Origin of the sequence: Celerinatantimonas sediminis (genome assembly GCF_046054195.1) — a bacterium.
GTDB lineage: Bacteria > Pseudomonadota > Gammaproteobacteria > Enterobacterales > Celerinatantimonadaceae > Celerinatantimonas.
Window position 1 is genome coordinate 197,765 of the sequence record NZ_JBEQCS010000003.1, and the last position, 18,692, is coordinate 216,456.

The 18,692-nt window shown below is 42.9% G+C and carries 15 protein-coding genes; 12 read left to right on the forward strand and 3 right to left on the reverse strand.

Annotated features, from left to right (window positions below; translation table 11 throughout):
• Window positions 1-154 precede the first annotated feature (154 nt).
• From metG to cydC, 10 genes are all read left to right on the forward strand, one after another.
• Window positions 155-2,182: a methionine--tRNA ligase gene (gene metG / locus ABTQ23_RS05830; protein ID WP_408614723.1), complete on the forward strand. Its 2,028-nt coding sequence runs from the start codon at window positions 155-157 to the stop codon at window positions 2,180-2,182.
• 304 nt (window positions 2,183-2,486) lie between these two features.
• A complete protein-coding gene (gene otsB / locus ABTQ23_RS05835; protein ID WP_408614724.1) occupies window positions 2,487-3,227 on the forward strand; it encodes a trehalose-phosphatase in 741 nt (246 codons plus the stop codon).
• Window position 3,228: 1 nt separating this feature from the next.
• Window positions 3,229-5,025, forward strand: a complete 1,797-nt coding sequence (locus ABTQ23_RS05840) for a glycoside hydrolase family 15 protein (RefSeq protein ID WP_408614725.1) — start codon at window positions 3,229-3,231, stop codon at window positions 5,023-5,025.
• Window positions 5,022-6,416: an alpha,alpha-trehalose-phosphate synthase (UDP-forming) gene (locus ABTQ23_RS05845; protein ID WP_408614726.1), complete on the forward strand. Its 1,395-nt coding sequence runs from the start codon at window positions 5,022-5,024 to the stop codon at window positions 6,414-6,416. The genes ABTQ23_RS05840 and ABTQ23_RS05845 overlap by 4 nt, the downstream gene beginning before the upstream one ends.
• Before the next feature lie 107 nt (window positions 6,417-6,523).
• The gene (locus ABTQ23_RS05850) at window positions 6,524-7,288 is read left to right on the forward strand and encodes a methyltransferase domain-containing protein (protein WP_408614727.1); all 765 of its coding nucleotides are present in this window, start codon (window positions 6,524-6,526) and stop codon (window positions 7,286-7,288) included.
• Window positions 7,289-7,793: 505 nt separating this feature from the next.
• Window positions 7,794-9,371 (forward strand): cytochrome ubiquinol oxidase subunit I, encoded by a 1,578-nt coding sequence (locus ABTQ23_RS05855; RefSeq protein WP_408614728.1) that lies wholly within the window; start codon window positions 7,794-7,796, stop codon window positions 9,369-9,371.
• A 3-nt stretch (window positions 9,372-9,374) separates the two neighbouring features.
• On the forward strand, window positions 9,375-10,511 hold the full coding sequence (gene cydB, locus ABTQ23_RS05860) for a cytochrome d ubiquinol oxidase subunit II (RefSeq protein WP_408614729.1): 1,137 nt from the start codon (window positions 9,375-9,377) through the stop codon (window positions 10,509-10,511).
• An 11-nt stretch (window positions 10,512-10,522) separates the two neighbouring features.
• Window positions 10,523-10,648, forward strand: coding sequence for a cytochrome bd-I oxidase subunit CydX (cydX, locus tag ABTQ23_RS05865; protein WP_408614730.1), 126 nt, complete (start codon window positions 10,523-10,525; stop codon window positions 10,646-10,648).
• The gene (cydD, locus tag ABTQ23_RS05870; protein WP_408614731.1) at window positions 10,620-12,329 is read left to right on the forward strand and encodes a thiol reductant ABC exporter subunit CydD; all 1,710 of its coding nucleotides are present in this window, start codon (window positions 10,620-10,622) and stop codon (window positions 12,327-12,329) included. Before cydX ends, cydD begins: the two co-directional genes overlap by 29 nt.
• A complete protein-coding gene (gene cydC, locus ABTQ23_RS05875; RefSeq protein WP_408614732.1) occupies window positions 12,319-13,971 on the forward strand; it encodes a thiol reductant ABC exporter subunit CydC in 1,653 nt (550 codons plus the stop codon). The genes cydD and cydC overlap by 11 nt, the downstream gene beginning before the upstream one ends.
• Before the next feature lie 70 nt (window positions 13,972-14,041).
• On the opposite strand, the gene ABTQ23_RS05880 is transcribed toward cydC, so the two are convergent.
• Window positions 14,042-15,889 carry a beta-ketoacyl synthase gene (locus ABTQ23_RS05880; protein WP_408614733.1) on the reverse strand — a complete coding sequence of 616 codons (1,848 nt, stop codon included), beginning with the start codon at window positions 15,887-15,889 and terminating at the stop codon, window positions 14,042-14,044.
• Window positions 15,890-15,988: 99 nt separating this feature from the next.
• On the opposite strand from ABTQ23_RS05880, the gene ABTQ23_RS05885 reads away from it, so the two are divergent.
• Together ABTQ23_RS05885 and ABTQ23_RS05890 are read left to right on the forward strand one after the other, a co-directional pair.
• Window positions 15,989-16,972, forward strand: coding sequence for a GlxA family transcriptional regulator (locus ABTQ23_RS05885; protein WP_408614734.1), 984 nt, complete (start codon window positions 15,989-15,991; stop codon window positions 16,970-16,972).
• Between the two features lie 70 nt (window positions 16,973-17,042).
• A complete protein-coding gene (locus tag ABTQ23_RS05890; RefSeq protein WP_408614735.1) occupies window positions 17,043-17,408 on the forward strand; it encodes a DnaJ family domain-containing protein in 366 nt (121 codons plus the stop codon).
• Here the strand turns inward: ABTQ23_RS05890 and ABTQ23_RS05895 are convergent.
• Window positions 17,402-17,965: an RBBP9/YdeN family alpha/beta hydrolase gene (locus ABTQ23_RS05895; protein ID WP_408614736.1), complete on the reverse strand. Its 564-nt coding sequence runs from the start codon at window positions 17,963-17,965 to the stop codon at window positions 17,402-17,404. The genes ABTQ23_RS05890 and ABTQ23_RS05895 overlap by 7 nt on opposite strands.
• Before the next feature lie 165 nt (window positions 17,966-18,130).
• Window positions 18,131-18,607 carry an FKBP-type peptidyl-prolyl cis-trans isomerase gene (locus tag ABTQ23_RS05900; protein WP_408614737.1) on the reverse strand — a complete coding sequence of 159 codons (477 nt, stop codon included), beginning with the start codon at window positions 18,605-18,607 and terminating at the stop codon, window positions 18,131-18,133.
• Between the last annotated feature and the right edge of the window lie 85 nt (window positions 18,608-18,692).

Sequence of the window (18,692 nt, forward strand, 5' to 3'; positions counted from 1 at the left end):
CATCCCAAGGGTATCACCCGATTTTAAGATATCGAACGGTCTAATCCGCAGATGACACCCGTCAAAAATTATTGATGGGAGGCTTTGCCTATGACTCACGTGAATATTGACCAAATAGCGTAACTTTCTTTTTAATTACAGTAGTTAAACCAGCATGACAACGACAAAACGACAAATACTTGTGACTAGTGCTCTGCCATATGCAAATGGCGCCATTCACTTAGGTCACCTGCTCGAACACATTCAAACTGATATTTGGGTTCGTTTCCAACGTCTGCGAGGGCACAGCTGTTATCATATCTGTGCCGATGACGCTCACGGCACCCCAATTATGCTTAAAGCCCAACAACTTGGGATCACACCAGAAGAACTCATCAAACAAGTCCGTCAAGAACATATGGCTGACTTTTCTGGTTTTCGCATTGGCTTTGATAACTATTATTCAACCCATAGCGAAGAAAACCGAATTTACTCTGAACACATTTATAAAATGTTGCGCGATAACGGGTACATTAAAACTCGTACAATTTCGCAGCTTTATGATCCAGAAAAACAGATGTTTTTGCCGGACCGATTTGTTAAGGGAACATGCCCTAAATGTGGTTCACAAGACCAATATGGCGATAACTGTGATGCTTGCGGTGCAACATATAGCCCTACAGAACTAGTTAATCCTCATTCTGTTGTTTCGGGCGCGACACCAATTCTGCGTGAATCAGAGCATTATTTCTTTGATTTGCCAGCATTTGAAACAATGCTCAAAGAGTGGATTGATTCAGGTTCATTGCAAGCAGGAATTGCGAACAAACTGCGTGAATGGTTTGAACAAGGCCTCCAGCAATGGGATATAAGCCGTGATTCGCCCTACTTTGGCTTTGAAATTCCAGATGCTCCGGGTAAATACTTTTATGTCTGGCTAGATGCTCCAATTGGCTACATGGGCGCATTTAAAAATTATTGTGATCAACATAATGTCGATTTCGACCAATTCTGGAATAAAGACTCAACGGCTGAGGTTTATCACTTTATTGGTAAAGACATTATCTATTTCCATGGTTTGTTCTGGCCGGCAATGCTTGATGGTGCAGGATATCGTAAACCAACCAATATCTTTGCCCATGGTTATGTCACCGTGAACGGTGAAAAAATGTCTAAATCTAAAGGGACATTTATTCAAGCATCCACTTATTTGAAACATCTCGATCCGGCATATCTGCGTTATTATTATGCAGCCAAACTAAATAGCCGTATTGATGACTTAGACTTGAACTTGGAAGATTTTGCCCAGCGTGTTAACGCGGACTTAGTCGGTAAAGTCATTAACATTGCAAGTCGCACAGCTGGATTTATTAAAAAACGCTTCGATGGCAAACTTTGTGACAAGAACATCAACCCTGAACTTCTTGGCCAGTTTGTAGCAGCCGAAGAAGCAATTGCCCAATTTTATGAAGCGCGAGAATTTGGCAAAGCCATTCGCGAAATCATGGCTCTTGCTGATAAAGCAAACCAGTTTATCGCTGAGCAGGCACCATGGCAGTTGGTCAAAAGTGATGAGACTTTAGAGCAAGCTCATCAAGTTTGTTCACTAGCTATTGAGCTATTTAGAATTCTGATTACATATCTCAAACCGGTCTTGCCTGATTTAGCTGAACACACCGAAGAGCTGCTAAATACCAAGTTAACTTGGGAAGGCATTCATCAGCCTATCTTTGGTCAAGCGATTAATCCATTTAAAGCACTGATGCAACGTGTCGAAATGGATAAAATCAACGCGATGATTGAAAGTTCTAAAGAAGACTTGGCTAAAATGCAGCAGCCTAAAGCAACTGGCCCGTTAATCGATGAGCCGATTAGTGAAACGATTGACTACGATACATTTGCTAAAGTCGATCTGCGTGTGGCTCGAATAGTTAAAGCCGAACATGTGCCAGATGCTAATAAATTGCTCAAATTGCAGCTCGATTTAGGCGGTGAAACCCGCCAGGTTTTTGCAGGTATCAAATCTGCTTATGCTCCAGAAGATCTCGAAGGTCGCTTAACGGTGATGGTAGCTAATTTAGCACCTCGGAAAATGCGCTTTGGCGTCTCGGAAGGGATGATCGCAGCAGCAGGCCCTGGTGGAAAAGATATTTGGTTGCTTTCACCTGATGATGGTGCCGAACCAGGCATGCGAGTGAAATAAATGATAAGGCCCATTTTGGGCCTTTTTTATAAAAGAATTTTCATATTCTATATTCCACCTATAAGCATATTAAAAATATAATAGAAGTGATTGCATTAGCTATTTATATTTAATTAAAACAGCTCTTATTTTAATTAAATATAAATGTAATAAGATTTATTATTTGATGAAAAACACTTTATTAAAGTTTAAGTTTTTCTTATTTAACCTCTCAATACATACGTGCATATTAAAATCGCTGACTTGTTTTATTTATCGATTCGCGTTATGTTTATAATAGTTCTAATGATTGGAGAGCTGTTATATGCAAAATAAATTGCCTGAATTGATATTAAATCAATCTGCAATATTTTTAGATTTTGACGGCACATTAGTAGATCTGCAGCCGACACCAGACGCCGTTGTTGTGACTGAACAACTTCGCCAAATGTTGACGCAGCTTGACTTTCAAACACAGCACGCTCTTGCCATTGTCAGTGGTAGAAGTATCGAATCACTTGATGCCCTGCTCTGTTTACCCTCGCTGCTGATGGGGGGAAGCCACGGAATGCAGTTTAGAAAGGAGCCTCTGGGTGAAATTGTGATTCATCCTGATGTGACTCCTCTGCCTGAGGAACTCATTCGTCAATGCAAGCAATTCTGTGACAAATATCAGTTGCTATGGGAAGCGAAGCCATTATCTGCAGCCATCCATTATCGGAATAAACCCGAGTTGGAAATACAGGTTGACCAATATTTAAATACGCTTATTCACCAATACAGTGGTTTAAATATTCAACATGGGAAATACATCAGAGAATTAAAGCCACAAGGAGTGAACAAAGCATCTGCCCTTGAATTTTTTATGCAAGGCCTCAATTTTATAAATAAAACACCTTGGTACTTTGGTGATGATATTACCGATGAAGATGCTTTTTTATGGGTTAAACAACACAACGGTATTGCAGTTAAAGTTGGTGAAGGCGAAACCATCGCTGATTATCGTCTACAATCTCCCGAAGACGTTTTTTCATTTCTAAATTCAAGCTTACACCGCGAGGAATAATATGCCCGATAACAATCTGGAATTAGCCCTAATAGGTAACTGTACGATTAGCGCATTAGTGAATGAAGTTGGCGAAATTGTCTGGTCGTGTATGCCTCGCTTTGATAGTGATCCAGTGTTTGCATCACTGCTTAAAGTTGGTGATAAAGCATCTTTAACTGGTACCTATGGGATTGATATAGCTGATTTTTCATACAGCGAACAAGAATATATTAAAAATACCGCGATATTAAAAACAACATTGTACGACCAACGAGGGAACGGGCTGACCATTACCGATTTTGCGCCGCGATTTTGGTTATATGGTCGCACGCATCGCCCGATCACCCTCATGCGAATTTTAACGCCAATTGGTTCGCCCAAAATTAGAGTTCGGCTACGCCCAGCGGATAATGAGCAAAATAAACCATACCAGCGCATTGAAGGCAGCAACCACATCAGTTTCATCGGCGAGACTCAGTCGTTACGGTTAACAACCGATGTATCGATTACCAGCATTCATGATGAAAAGTGGTTTATCCTCGACCAAGAGCGTTATCTTATCTTTGGTAGTGATGAAAGTATTGAAGAGCCGATTAAACAGCTAACGCAGCGTTTTTTAAACGAAACGATGACTAACTGGCAGGACTGGGTTAGAAACCTTGCGATTCCGTTCGAGTGGCAAGATGCAGTGATCCGCTCAGCCATTACCTTAAAACTAAGTGCCTTTGAGGATACCGGAGCGATTGTTGCGGCAATGACAACCTCCATTCCAGAGGCAAGAAATACCCAGAGAAACTGGGATTATCGCTTCTGCTGGCTGCGCGACAGCTATTTTACGGTACATGCGCTCAATCGGCTTGGGATTACTGCCACTATGGAGCAGTACCTGCAATACTTGGTGAATCTGGCGGCAACTCTTGATGAAGAATATCTACAACCGGTGTTTTGCATCAATGGTGATAAACATATGCAAGAGCGCATTATCGATGCACTGGATGGTTATCAAGGAATGGGCCCGGTTCGCTTCGGTAATCAGGCAGCGGATCAAATTCAGCACGATGTTTACGGTGCAATCGTATTATCAGCAACTCAAATGTTTTTTGATGAGCGAATTCGAAGACCAGGCGATCAACGCTTATTTCAGCTGCTTGAAGCCGTCGGTGAAAAAGCGGTGCAATTTTATAATCAACCTGATGCCGGTCTTTGGGAGCTGCGAGGTAGCCAACATATTCATACCTTTTCGAGCATGATGTGCTGGGCCGCTGCAGACCGATTAATGCAAATTGCGCGTAAACTTCAGTTGCCACAACGCGAACAATACTGGCAGCAACACGCGCAAACGATGCGCAAAGATATCGATGACAATGCCTTTAATAAAAAATTAAATAGCTACACCGCCACTTGGGGCGGCGATAGCATGGATGCCAGCTTACTTCTGGCTTGCACATTGGGCTATGTTCAAGGTGATGACCCGCGCTTTGTCGGCACAGTTGAAGCGATAGAGCAGCAACTTCGACCTTCAGGCAGTAAATATATATTTCGCTACGTCATTGAAGATGACTTTGGCGCACCAGAAAACGCCTTCACTATCTGCTCTTTTTGGTATATCGAGGCATTGGCATCGATTGGCCGCCATGAACAAGCCCGAGAATTATTTGAAGATCTGCTACAAAGACGAAACCACGTTGGGCTCCTATCCGAAGATATTGAACCTGACAGCGGCGAACTCTGGGGGAATTTCCCGCAGACCTATAGCATGGTTGGAATCATCAACTGTGCCCGAATGTTAAGTAAACGTTGGGAGGATGAACTATGAGTCGACTTGTCGTTGTATCCAATCGAGTCGCAAGGCCAGATTCTCTGAGCAAAGGTGCTCAGGGAGGATTGGCTGTTGGAGTACTCGCAGCAATGGCTGAAGCCGGCGGGCTTTGGTTTGGCTGGAACGGGCGAATTGAAAACCGTCCTGTTTCAGAAATAAGAGAGGAAAGACGAAAAAACATCGATTTTGTCACTATTGGACTGCGCCAAAATGAATACAACAATTTTTATCGAGGCTATGCTAATAGTGTTTTGTGGCCGCTGTTTCATCAGCGTCCAGATTTGATGAATTATCGTCATCACTTTCGGATGGGCTATTTAGGCGTTAACCGCAAATACGTTGACCACTTGCTTCCCTATCTGAAAGATGATGACGTGATCTGGATCCACGATTATCAGTTAATTCCAATGGGAAGAATGTTAAGAGAAGCGGGCGTAAAATGCCCTATTGGATTTTTCTTGCATACGCCATTTCCACCATTAGATTTGCTGCGCGCACTTCCTGATCACCATGATCTATTATTGGAAATGCTCCATTATGACTTGCTCGGCTTTCATACATTAACTGATGAGCGCGATTTTCATGAATCAATAAAACATACCTTTAAAGGCGATATTTCACCTTCAGGACTCATTGATTGCTTGGGACATCAAGTTCAAACTGGAGTTTACCCCATTGGGATTGAAACAGATGAGATGCCTCAGCTAGTTAAAAGTGGTCAGCGTTCCCAAGAATACCGGCAATTGAAAAAAGAATTAGCTGAGCGAAAATTGTTAATCGGCGTAGATAGGCTTGATTACAGCAAAGGCATATTCCATCGCTTTAAAGCCTATGAGCAACTGTTAAAAAATCATAACGAACTGCATCGAGGCGTTGTCTACATGCAGGTAGCGCCAACCTCTCGGGGAGATGTGAATGCCTATGGCCAATTAGCGCAGCAAATTGATCAAGCTGCTGGACATGTCAACGGCACTTATGCTGATTTTGACTGGACCCCTTTGCGTTATCTAAATCGAGGATTCAGACGAAATACAGTCTTAGCTCTTTACAACTTATCGCATGTTGGCTTTGTAACTCCTTTACGAGATGGTATGAATCTTGTGGCCAAAGAGTTTGTTGCCGCTCAAGATGCGGATGACCCGGGCGTTTTAGTACTATCGAAGATGGCAGGCGCGGCTGCCGAGCTTGATTCTGCGGTTATTGTGAATCCATATGATACTGAAGCTGTGGCGCAAAGTTTAGCTGATGCACTAGAAATGCCATTAGATGAGCGAATTGATCGCTGGAAACAGATGATGATAGTTCTAGAGCGCAATAACATTCATGCATGGCAGAAAAATTTCCGCGCTGATTTAATCGCTCGGCCGCATGATTTAAGTAAAGCTTAAAACAGTGCTTATATCCCGGCCAAAAGATGGCCGGGGGCTTCGTAAATGTCATTGTGTTGTCGTAGGTTAGCTATTATAGTGCTCAAATTTAGCGGCAAGCTTACCCGATGAGCGACAAGAACTTCGACACCCTTTCTAACAAATTTACCCGCAACATTTATGGTACAGTCAAAGGACAAATTCGTGTTGCAGTTTTAATGCGTGATTTAGAAAAGTACTGTGCAATAAAACAGCGTAAATTACGTATTCTTGATGCTGGCGGTGGCTTTGGTTATCTCAGTCAACAATTAGCCCATATGGGGCATGATGTTGTTTTGTGTGATATCTCAGAACAATTACTAGAAAAAGCCCGCAGCGATATTCGCTCAAGTTCCAAACCCCTTTCAATGCAATTACTTCATTGTGCTATTCAAGATTTGCCTGATGATTTAGGCCAATTCGATTTGGTATTATGTCACGCAGTTCTTGAGTGGTTAGATAACGGACAAGAAACTCTTAACTACCTCAACCGATTTATTCGCCCCGGCGGATACTTATCCTTGATGTTCTATAATATAGAAGCACAGCGCTTCCATGCACTGGTTTGTGGCAATTTTAGCTACATTAACAATGGGCTCAAAGCCAAAAAAACAGTCCGCCTTACCCCGCAACATGCCTATGCCCTGCCAACAATTAAACAGTGGTTCGAGCAATGGCAGCTCAACACAACCCATGTCAGTGGCGTGCGAGTCATCCACGACTACTTAAAAGCGGGTGCTAAAGAGCAATTTAGTGATTCGGAATTAATGGATATGGAACTAAGATATTCGACATATCCAACTTATATTGAATTAGGCCGTTATATACATATCATTGGGAAAAATAGTAAATAAATTGATCTAAATCATACTTATATCTGTTCATTTATAGATGAAGTATTATAAATGTATGTTTATGGTTAATGATTGTATTAATATTAATTAAAACTGAGATTTACTATATTTAGTTGATTTAGATCAATATTAAAAAGTTTAGGATTTTTTAATTTTTATTTTCATTTTTATGCTTAATTATCAACATTAAGATACACAGAAAATACGACATAAATACACTATAAAAACATTTTTGAAACATTTTGTATTTAGTCTGTAACATTATCAAATAATTGATGAAAAATGCGTGTTTTAACTCTTAATTAAGATCAATTAATGGCATAATATTGTCGTGGTTATTGAGTATTTAATGTTAAGAAGTTGATGCTCAAAACCAAACAACCAAACTGCGGTGACGTCGCCACGCCTACCGCCTTTATCTCAGGGCATTTACATTGCTGAGCAAAGGTGTATATCTGCCCCGGGATTTCAACAAAACAATAATTCGTTACTTAAGGAGCAGATAATGATTTCAGAAACGGTGGTCGAGCTTTCACGCTGGCAGTTCGCCCTAACCGCGCTTTATCACTTCCTGTTTGTTCCCCTAACACTGGGTTTAACTTTCCTCTTGGCAATTATGGAAACAACTTATGTGATCACAGGGAAACAAGTTTATAAGGATATGACGCGCTTTTGGGGCAAGCTCTTCGGTATTAACTTTGCGCTCGGCGTTTCAACTGGTTTAACAATGGAGTTCCAGTTTGGTACTAACTGGTCTTACTTCTCGCATTATGTAGGCGACATCTTCGGTGCCCCGCTTGCAATTGAAGGCTTGATGGCTTTCTTCCTTGAATCAACTTTGGTCGGCTTATTCTTCTTTGGTTGGGATAGAATGAGTAAGGTCAAACACTGTGCGGTAACATGGTTTGTAGCTTTAGGCTCAAATTTATCTGCATTGTGGATTCTTATTGCTAACGGCTGGATGCAAAACCCAGTTGCATCGCACTTTAACTATCAAACCATGCGTATGGAACTGACTAGTTTCAGTGCATTGGTATTTAACCCGGTTGCCCAGGTTAAATTTGTTCATACCGTTTCGGCAGGCTATTGTACTGGTGCAATTTTTGTTTTAGTTATTTCTGCATACTATTTGCTCAAAGGCCGTGATCTTCCTTTTGCTCGCCGTTCATTTGCAATTGCAGCAGCTTTTGGTTTGGCTTCGTCTTTAAGTGTTATCGTACTCGGGGATGCATCCGGTTACGAAATGGGCGACGTTCAAAAAACTAAACTTGCCGCAATTGAAGGTGAATGGGAAACAGCCCCTGCTCCGGCAGCCTGGACTGTAATTGGTTTCCCAAATCAGAAACTAAAAGAAACCGAATACTCGATCAAAATTCCAGGTGTTTTAGGTTTAATCGCGACCCGTTCTCTTGATGAGAAAGTTACCGGCCTTGATGATCTGATGAAATATCATCGTCAACGGATTATTAATGGTATCTATGCTTACCAGTTGTTGCAAAAACTCAAAGCTGGCACCGCGACAGACGAAGAAAAAGTTAACTTTGACAAGGTTAAAAACGATCTCGGTTACGGATTGTTAGTTAAACCTTTCGCCAAAGATATGAATAACGTCAGCAAAGCTGCTATTGATAGAGCTGTCAAAGACAGTATTCCAGAAGTGGCACCGTTATTCTGGGCGTTCCGCTTAATGGTCGCTGCTGGTGGCTTAATGTTGTTAGTATTCTTAGCTGCATTCTACCAAAACGCTCGACGCAAAATTGGCCAGAACAAACTCTTCCTTAAAATCTGTATTCTCGCATTACCTTTGCCATGGATTGGGGTTGAATGTGGGTGGTTTGTTGCCGAATTTGGCCGTCAGCCTTGGGCTATTGGGGAAATTCTCCCAACTAGCTTAGCGACATCCAGTCTAAGTCCAAGCCAGATCTGGACAACCATGATTGGGATGATTGTTCTTTACACTATCTTCCTTATCGCAGAGATGTATCTGATGATTCGGTTCTCTAAACAGGGCCCTTCTAGTTTGCATACCGGTCGATATGCGCTAGAACAGGAAGTAAAATCTGCGACAGCTAAGGAGATTTAATCGATGGATTATCAAACTCTTAGATTCATTTGGTGGGTGCTGGTTGGCGTATTGCTGATCGGGTATAGCATCACAGATGGTTTTGATATGGGTGTTGGCACACTGCTTCGCATCCTAGGTAAAACTGATGCTGAACGCCGTGTTATGATTAACTCAATGGCTCCACATTGGGACGGTAACCAAGTTTGGTTGATTACCGCAGGTGGTGCACTGTTTGCTGCATGGCCAGTTGTTTATGCAACATCATTCTCTGGCTTTTATATCGCAGTGTTAATTGCGTTAGCAGCATTGTGGTTCCGCCCTGTTAGTTTTGATTATCGTTCTAAACTAGAAAACAGCAAATGGCGTAATGCATGGGACTGGGGTATTACCTTTGGTTCTGTCGTTCCTGCGCTGATTTTTGGGGTAGCGTTCGGTAATATTCTGCAGGGTGTACCATTTCACTTTGATGAGTACATGCGCTCTTTCTACACTGGTTCTTTCTTTGGCTTGCTTAATCCGTTTGGTATTTTGGCAGGTCTTATCAGTGTACTGATGGTCGTGACTCAAGGCGGCGCTTGGTTACAGATGAAAACCACTGATACCTTGCATGCCCGCTCTAGAAAATCAACAGCTCTGACTGGCCTTCTGTGCGCCGTCCTATTCGCCCTTGCTGGTGTTTGGATTGCATATGGTATCGATGGTTATGTTGTAACGAGTACAATTGATGGCAATGCGGTATTAAACCCATTAATGAAAACAGCCCAACGTCAACCTGGCGCATGGCTTGCTAACTACAGCAAATATCCAATTTTGGTTGTAGCGCCAATCTTAGGGATTGCGGGTATGCTGTTAGCGGCTCTTGCATCACTTAAAGACAAAGGCTGGTTGGCATTTTTATGTTCATCGCTTGGGATTGCGGGCATCATCTTAACTGCTGGTGGTTCAATGTTCCCATTCTTGATGCCATCATCAACTCATCCTAGCATGAGCCTGACTATGTGGGATGTCACAGCTAGTCATACTACTCTGCTCGTGATGTTTGTCGTTGCATGTATCTTTGTGCCAATTATTTTGCTCTATACCCTTTGGAACTACTGGGTTATGCGTGGCCGTTTGGATACACAACATATTGAAGACAACAATCACTCATTGTATTAAGGAGTACGATTATGTGGTATTTTGCCTGGGTTTTAGGTGTACTTTTAGCCAGCGCGTTCGGCATTATCAATGCGATTTGGCTAGAATTCTACGGTTATAAAGGTGAAGATGTTGAGCAAGAAGGTTCCGGAGAATAAGTCCAAAGACCTGCTCAAAAATCTGCAAGCGCAGCAACGGCAACCGTTCGTTGCTGCGCTTTTTGCAGGTGGTGTGATTACGGTTACTGTCATCATACAAGCAGCATTATTGGCAACAATCATTAGTCAGTTAGTTCTGACCCATCATTTCCCCATTTATTTAGTCTATTGGTTAATGGTCACCATTCTGGTTCGCGCAGCAGCCGGATTTATCAAAGACCAGTTTAGTGCCAAAGCAAGTATTCATATTCGCGCTTCTCTTCGCGAGCGTTTGATTAAACACTTAGCTCAGTTGGGCCCGGCCCGACATATCATTGATCAGGATGGCGGGCTATCGACCACCGTTTATGAACAAGTCGATGCGCTAGACGATTATTTTAGTCGCTATCAGCTTCAGGCAATGATGTGTGTATTCATTCCATTGGCAATCTTAATCTGCGCCTCTGTCGTCTCTTGGTTTGCATTTGCAGTGTTTATCTTTACTGCCCCGCTCGTCATTTATTTTATGATTTTAGTGGGACAAAAAGCGGCTAACGCGAACCGCAAACAATTTGCTGTGTTATCGGTGTTATCCAACCAGTTTGTCGACTTAACACGAGGGCTTTTTCAGCTGCGCTTACTAAGCCGCGAAAAACAAGCTGAAAAACGGCTGAAAGACAGCGCTGAAGCGTATCAGAATACAACGATGAAGGTACTTGGCTTAGCCTTCTTATCAACAGCGACGCTTGAACTTTTTGCCTCCATTTCAATTGCTATCGTAGCGTTGATCCTTGGCCTAGGTTTAATTAAACAAGTTCCGGGCTTTAAAGGCGAAATCTTTCTAAACTTGCATGACTCATTGTTTATGTTGCTGCTAGCACCAGAGTTTTATCTGCCGCTACGTCAACTCGGCGGCGATTATCATGCCAAACAAAAAGCACTCGCAGCTGCTGAAAAAGTTTTAGAAATTTTAGATGTCGAACTTGTCCAACCAGTTGAAGATAAATCATTAGCGCAAGCGCAATCTAACCAGCCCGTTGTTTTTGAAAAACTACGCTGGACGATTGATGGACGCAATCTGCTGAGTAATGTCAACTTAACCATTCAACCTAACGAGCGAATTTGGCTAAGTGGTGAGTCAGGTGCGGGTAAATCTTCTTTGCTTAATATTTTGCTTGGATTTCATCTTGATTACCAAGGCCAGCTCTTAATTGGTGAGCACGAACTCAAACATTTAGCATTGGATAGTTGGCGTAAAAAATTAGCATGGATCCCACAGATGCCTGAATGGGTCAGCGGCACATTAGCTCAAAACCTCATCTTAGGATTGGGAACGGTTAACGATACTGATGTCGCCAATGCATTGGTTCAAGCCGAAGCTGCCGATTTTATCAAAGCCTTGCCATTAGGCTTAGACACGCCAATTTCGGAGTTAGGCTCTGGATTGTCTGGCGGCCAATTGCAACGGTTATCAATTGCCAGAGCTATTTTAACCGATGCGCCAATCTGGTTACTGGACGAGCCAGCATCGCATCTCGATAGCGAAACGGGTCAAGCACTTTATAAAACGCTTGAAAAGGTCACCCGCAATAAAACGACTCTTTTGATTAGCCATGACACCCACCCTGTAGATTGGTGTGACAGAGCATTAGTAATGCATCACGGTGAAATCGTTGAGCAAGGGGGTAACAATGAAAGCTAACCAGAAGTTAACGATTCGCTCGCTGACTAAAAATCAAAGCGGTATGCTCTGGCTCGCGTTATTACTCGGGCTAATCTCAACTTTATCGGCCGTCTTTCTGCTGGCCATATCGGGATGGTTTATTACTGCCGCAGGTCTTGCCGGGGTAATGGGAATTACCATCTCATTTAATTATTTTACGCCGGGCGCATTGATTCGTTTAATGGCTATTTTACGAACCAGTGGTCGCTATTTTGAGCAGCTTAGCGCTCACCACCATCTGCTTAGCTTACTAAAAGAGCTGCGCCTTTGGATCTGGCAACAATTAACCGCGCATCCATTTGTGCAACATCTAAAAATTGGCTCTTTATTACAGCGTGTCGTCAATGACGTTGATCTCATCAACAGCTGGCCGCTTAAAGTATGGATGCCAAGAATATACGCTTATGTCTGCTGCGCAGCTTATCTGGTCGTCATTTATTTTGGGGCACCTGTCACTCTTATCCCAATGGCGTCAGGCTTAATTATTAATGCGATTATTTTGCCTTGGTTAAGTTATCGCTTAGGACGCAAGCTAGTTTGGCAACTACAGATGATTGGCGTTTACCGGCGGACCCGTTTTATAAACCTGTTTGGCGCACTAGTAACACTGTTGATTCGCGGACGCTGGCAAAATTATGCGCAGCGCCTATTTCGCCTCGATGAAAAGCAATTTGCCTGCGAATACCGTATGCAATTAATCGCTGCTGGCACGCGCCATATGATGCTCGCTATCATCGCTCTAACTATTATGAGTAGCAGCTTATTGGCGGCAAGCGCTCTGGAAAGCGGGCAGATAAACGGCTCAGTTTTTGCTGGATTGTTATTTGCACTGCTAGGTCTTAATGAAGTGCTATCTAATCTTGCGACATCTTTCATTGGCACAGCACAAGCTCAAGTTGGTATTAAACGACTTAACCAGCTCCAGCCGAGAGAAAGTATCACTCCACCCGATAGCAATATGCCATCTGAACCACTGACTAAAATCTGTATAGAGAACGCATCGATTCGAAAAGCAGGCGCGGTCAATGGATTGGAAGAAATTACACTTCATATCGAATCTGGGACCCAGCTATGGCTCAAAGGCCCAAGTGGGATTGGTAAAAGTACTCTGTTAGATGCATTGGCAAATCAACTCAGCCCAGAGCAAGGGCAAATTATCTACAATGACATGCCTGTGAGTTTAGAGCAGCGGATGGGTTATCAAGCTCAAATTGGCTATCTATCACAAACGCCTTATATCTTTAATCAGACATTAGCTAACAACTTGCGATTAGGTCAGCCTAAAGCAAGTGAAGATGAGCTTTGGGATGTGCTTAAGGCTGTTGCATTAGATAGTTGGGTTAAGAGCCTGCCAAAAGGAATTGATACTTTATTAGGTTCACAAGGCAGCGATATCTCAGGCGGACAAGCAAGACGCTTATCACTCGCCCGAGTGTTACTGCAGCGCCCTACGTTAATGCTGTTAGACGAACCTTTTGAAGGGCTCGACAAACAGACCATTGAAACTGTATCTAAAGCACTGAATGAAACATACTCACCCGCGATGCTAGTCATTGCGAGCCATTTAGAAACACCTTTGCTGAATTCGTTCGAAGTAATTGAGTTAGCTAAATCAGCTTAAATAAAATTGGCCTCTACAAAAAAACCACCGACTTGCGGTGGTTTTTCTTTATATATCAACTATCAATTGACTAACAATAATCTTTAAATGGATTATCGGTTGGCAATGGAATCGCTTTATCAAAGTTGGTTAAACGAATTTGCGAATCACTTAATCTCACATGGGATTCATCCATCACTGACTCACCAAAGTGATATAGCATCGGTTCATGTCCCTGACATGCCCCTTGATCATATTGAGAGCTCTTAAGCACAACCTGCTCATTTTTGTGCTGATAAGCGCTGAGTTGTTCAGGACTATATTTTTTGCTCAACATTGCCATGGTTTTTTCTGGCGATAAAACCAGTGCCGAAGCATTGTTACCACCAAAACCTTTGGCGTTGATAATCACTGCCTGACAATCTTTGCCATGATCACCGACGAAGTGATGATCTTTCAAGATATTCAGATTCGAACGATGCACATCGTCAGCAATATGGTCAATCGTTTTAATTCCAGGAATGTAGCCATAACGCCAAACTCCCAGAGAAGCGACTAATTGATCGCCGCCAGCAACCCCCATTGAATGACCGACATATGATTTAATTGCCGTGACTGGCCAATTTTTAATGCCAAATGTTTTAGCAACTTCGTTAAGGATATGACTCTCTGTGACGCGGTTTTGTGGTGTTCCAGTTCCGTGAGCTTGCACATATGTTTGCTGCAAACCTTCATCACCCAGAATAGCTTTAGCCAGAGCCGTTGCTTTGGCCATCGTGACATAGTTACCAACGCCAGGTGCTGAAATAGATTTTTTGTTCGCATCAGCATTCACAAAGACATCTGCCACGCTACCATAAATGGTTGCACCCAGCTCTACCGCTAACTCGTCATCCATCAGGGCAATAAACTGCGCTGATTCACCCATGGTAAATCCAGCATTTTCTGAAAATGGCCGACAAGCTCGGCGATTATCTGGTGTATCGGAGCCATCTAGCGCACACAATTGGCGATCTTCTGCCAGAGCGCCCATGACGCGATACCCTTCCATTAATTCAGCTATCACTGGGGCTTCGGCGTTACCAATAATCGCAACGCGGGCAGAACCATTTTGAATATCCATAATGCCTTGACGCACGTTATATAAAAACGTCGCGCAGGCTCCCATGTTAGTGCCAGTATTACCAATGGAGTTCAAAACATAGCTATTGATGAAATCAGCTGGCATCTGAGCAAACGACATAGCCATCATTTTTGAGCTGACACGACCACCTGTTAATGGTGCGCCCATCATCCCTTGCATCGACTGGTCATCAATCTGTCCCATCGAGCTGCCCGCATATACGCTCACCTGATCAGGTGTAATACACGAGAGAATGGTTTCCCATTCGATGCCAAGAGAATTGATTAAGTCTGACGCACCGTAGATGCTGAGCTTAATACCGCGCGGATGAAAACGTGCATTATAAAGAGCGCCGGGATCAAATCCTCGCGGAATATTCGCGCCGCTGCTAACTGGAAACGAGACTTCTTCTGGTAAAAGCGCCTCTAAATTTCCTGACACAGTCACTTTAACTTTGCTGCCCTGCTCCTCAAGATGCCAACTCTCAGGAATACTTGCTGGCAATTTGCTTTTACGAATAGTGAAATGGATTTCACCATCATTACTCGCTAATGTCGCTTTGGACTGATAAAGCAAATGATCAGGGTCGAAGGTTTCAACCCGGCGAACTAACGTTCCCTGTTTAATTGCTTCAATGACATCATTATCGATATGTTCACCATCAAGCCCCATTCGCAAGGCGAGGTCCTGCCAGGTGGACGCCATTTGTTGAGTGCTTAACACATCGGCAATCATACGTTTATAACTATGAAAACCAGAACTGCGCCCTGCGGCGTTCATACCACCGAAACCAACAATTACAGGAATTTTTGTCATACTACTGCCTGAACCAAATAAATATGACGCTAAGGTTACCAACTTATGTTACGCTGTAACCTATAATTCATGCCAAAAAATACAAAATTTAGGCCAAACATGAATGTAGCGTTCGTACTCTACCCTAGAGCTCTTGTTACGGGGATATCGCTACCCGTTGAAATGTTAACTAGTGCTGCTGTTTTGCGCGATAGAAAACTTCAAAAGGAAGATCCGTTACAAATTAGACTAGTCGCAGCAACCCATCAGAGCCAACCTTTGACTGGTGGACTGACACTGCAACCAGATATCACTTTTGCTGATGATTTTAATGCTGACATTATTGTGCTCCCGCCAATGTGGGGAAATCCCCTTTCAGCGCTTAAGCAAACCCCTGGCTTAACTCAGTGGCTCGTTAATAACTATCAGCGAAGCTGTCAGATCATTGCTACGGGAACAGGGGTAGTTTGGCCTGCTCAAGCCGGGTTACTTGATAATCAAGTGGCTACGACACATTGGTACTATTATGAAAAATTTACGGCGCGCTATCCAAAGGTAAAGCTCAACCGGCAAGCATCGATTACCGCTGCCGATGGCATCTACTGTACGGCCAGTATCAACTCACAGGCTGAAATGTTGCTTTATCTCATTACCGAAAATTTTGGCCAACGCATCGCAAGTATTATCGAAACCCAATACGGCCATGAAGTTTCACGCACATCTCAACAACCGTTTTATCAAATTGGCGGGCAGCTGCAGTTTGATGAGTCCATTGCGCTGGCTCAAGACTGGATGAAACGTAACTTAGCGTTAAGCATGACTTCCCAAACCATTGCTAATCAATGCGGGCTGCCACTTCGCACTTTTAATCGTAAGTTTAAAGAGCAAGTTGGACAAACACCGCATCAATATTTACAGCAACAGCGCATCAATACCGCACAGCAGCTGTTAAGGGACTTTAGTATGTCGATTCAAGATGTAGCAGAGCAAGTAGGTTATAAAGATAGTTACCAGTTTTCAATTCGGTTTAAACAGATTTGCCAAATTACGCCCAGTGAATATCGGCATATGGTAAAAGCAAAAATCTATAACGCCAACGCCTAAGGCTCATGATTGGTAATGCCACAGCAAAGGCGTTAAGATAAATTTACTTAAAGATGAGGGGCTAAACAGTATGAATATATTCGATCAGATGGCAGAAGGATATATCTCAAAAGCGCTCGCTCAAGGTGATCTGGATAACCTGCCAGGAAAAGGCAAACCATTGCAATTAGACGATGACAGCCAAGTTCCAGAGTCATTACGAGCAGGATATCGAGTATTAAAAAATGCCGGTTATATACCACCCGAGTTACAACAGCGTCAAGACGCGTTACAGCTATGCGATCTGCTCCAATCAGTGGGGTTTAAATCAAAAGAGCAACTTATTGAGCACCCTGACTATAGAAAGCTGCAGCAGCTTGAACTAAAAATGCGCATTAAAGGGATAAACACCGCATTTATCCACCGTTACCTGCGCTCTTTGCCCGTTAATTACTGATCACTGCCTAATATCTTAGAGATTACCTGTTCAGCTTGAGGTAAAGAGGTAACGCCTTCTCTTGCAACAAAGTGGCCATGGCCTTTCACTTCAATCAAATGCATATCCAAATCTTTCGCTAGTTGTTTGCTATGTGATGGTGGCACCACCTTGTCATTATCACTTAAAATCATCACCCGATGCGCTATCTGTTTTTTCAGTTTTGCATAAGGCAATTCAACACTCACAAAAGGATCGAGCTCTTTTAAATGCGCAACTGACTTGGCAAACCCAGAGACCAATACCAAGGCTTTCACATGAGCTTGGCTGTGCGCTAAATAACGCAGTAACGTAATGCATCCTAAACTATGGCCAACTAGAATCGTTGACTCATCGCATTTTAGTGTCTGATTTAATTTATAAAGCCAGCTATCGACTTCAGGAGCATTCGAATTTGGCATCGCTATTCGAGAAAATTGAACTTGAGGGTATTCTTTGATTAAGGTGTTCTCAAGCCAAGCAAACCAGTGAGAATCAATCGATGCCGTGTAGCCGTGCACTAAATAGATGTGTGTCATAAAATATAAATCGACTCCAGATAAGCCTTGCTAATGATGAATCCCATTAAACGCCTATCTGGCATGAAGAACCAATAAAAATTAGTTGTATCTTATATGAAAAAGATGCCGTAAAGGCACCTTCTTATCACTAAATCTCATATTAATTTTAAGATAAATTAAAGCTTAGTGATGATGACCACCGACGCCATGAACGTGGCCGTGTTGCAACTCTTCTTCGGTGGCATCGCGAACTTCTTCGATACGCACATTAAAGAATAAATCCATTCCAGCAAGTGGATGGTTGCCGTCGATAACAACCTCTTCATCTTGCACTTCTAAAACCATAACAGTCTGTTCGCCAGTGTCAGTTGTTGCACGAAACTGCATTCCAGGTTCAACATCCATGCCTTCAAACATATTTTTAGGGACCGCCTGCATTAAGTGGTCGTCACGCTGACCGTATGCTTTATCAGCAGGAACTTCGACATCGAGTGTCTCACCGGCTTCGTGTCCCATCAATGCTTCTTCTAAACCAGGGACCAAAAAGCCCTGTCCGGCAATAAAAGCCAGCGGCTCTTTACCTTCAGAACTATCGAGCTCGGTACCTTGGGCTGATACGGTATAGTGGATGAGCGCTACTTTGTTTTCAGCAATTTTCATAATTGACTCTCGGGCTTGATACGTAAATGTAAATCATTGAGTGTAGCGTTATATAATGCCTATCGCTAGAATAGATGGCAAATTT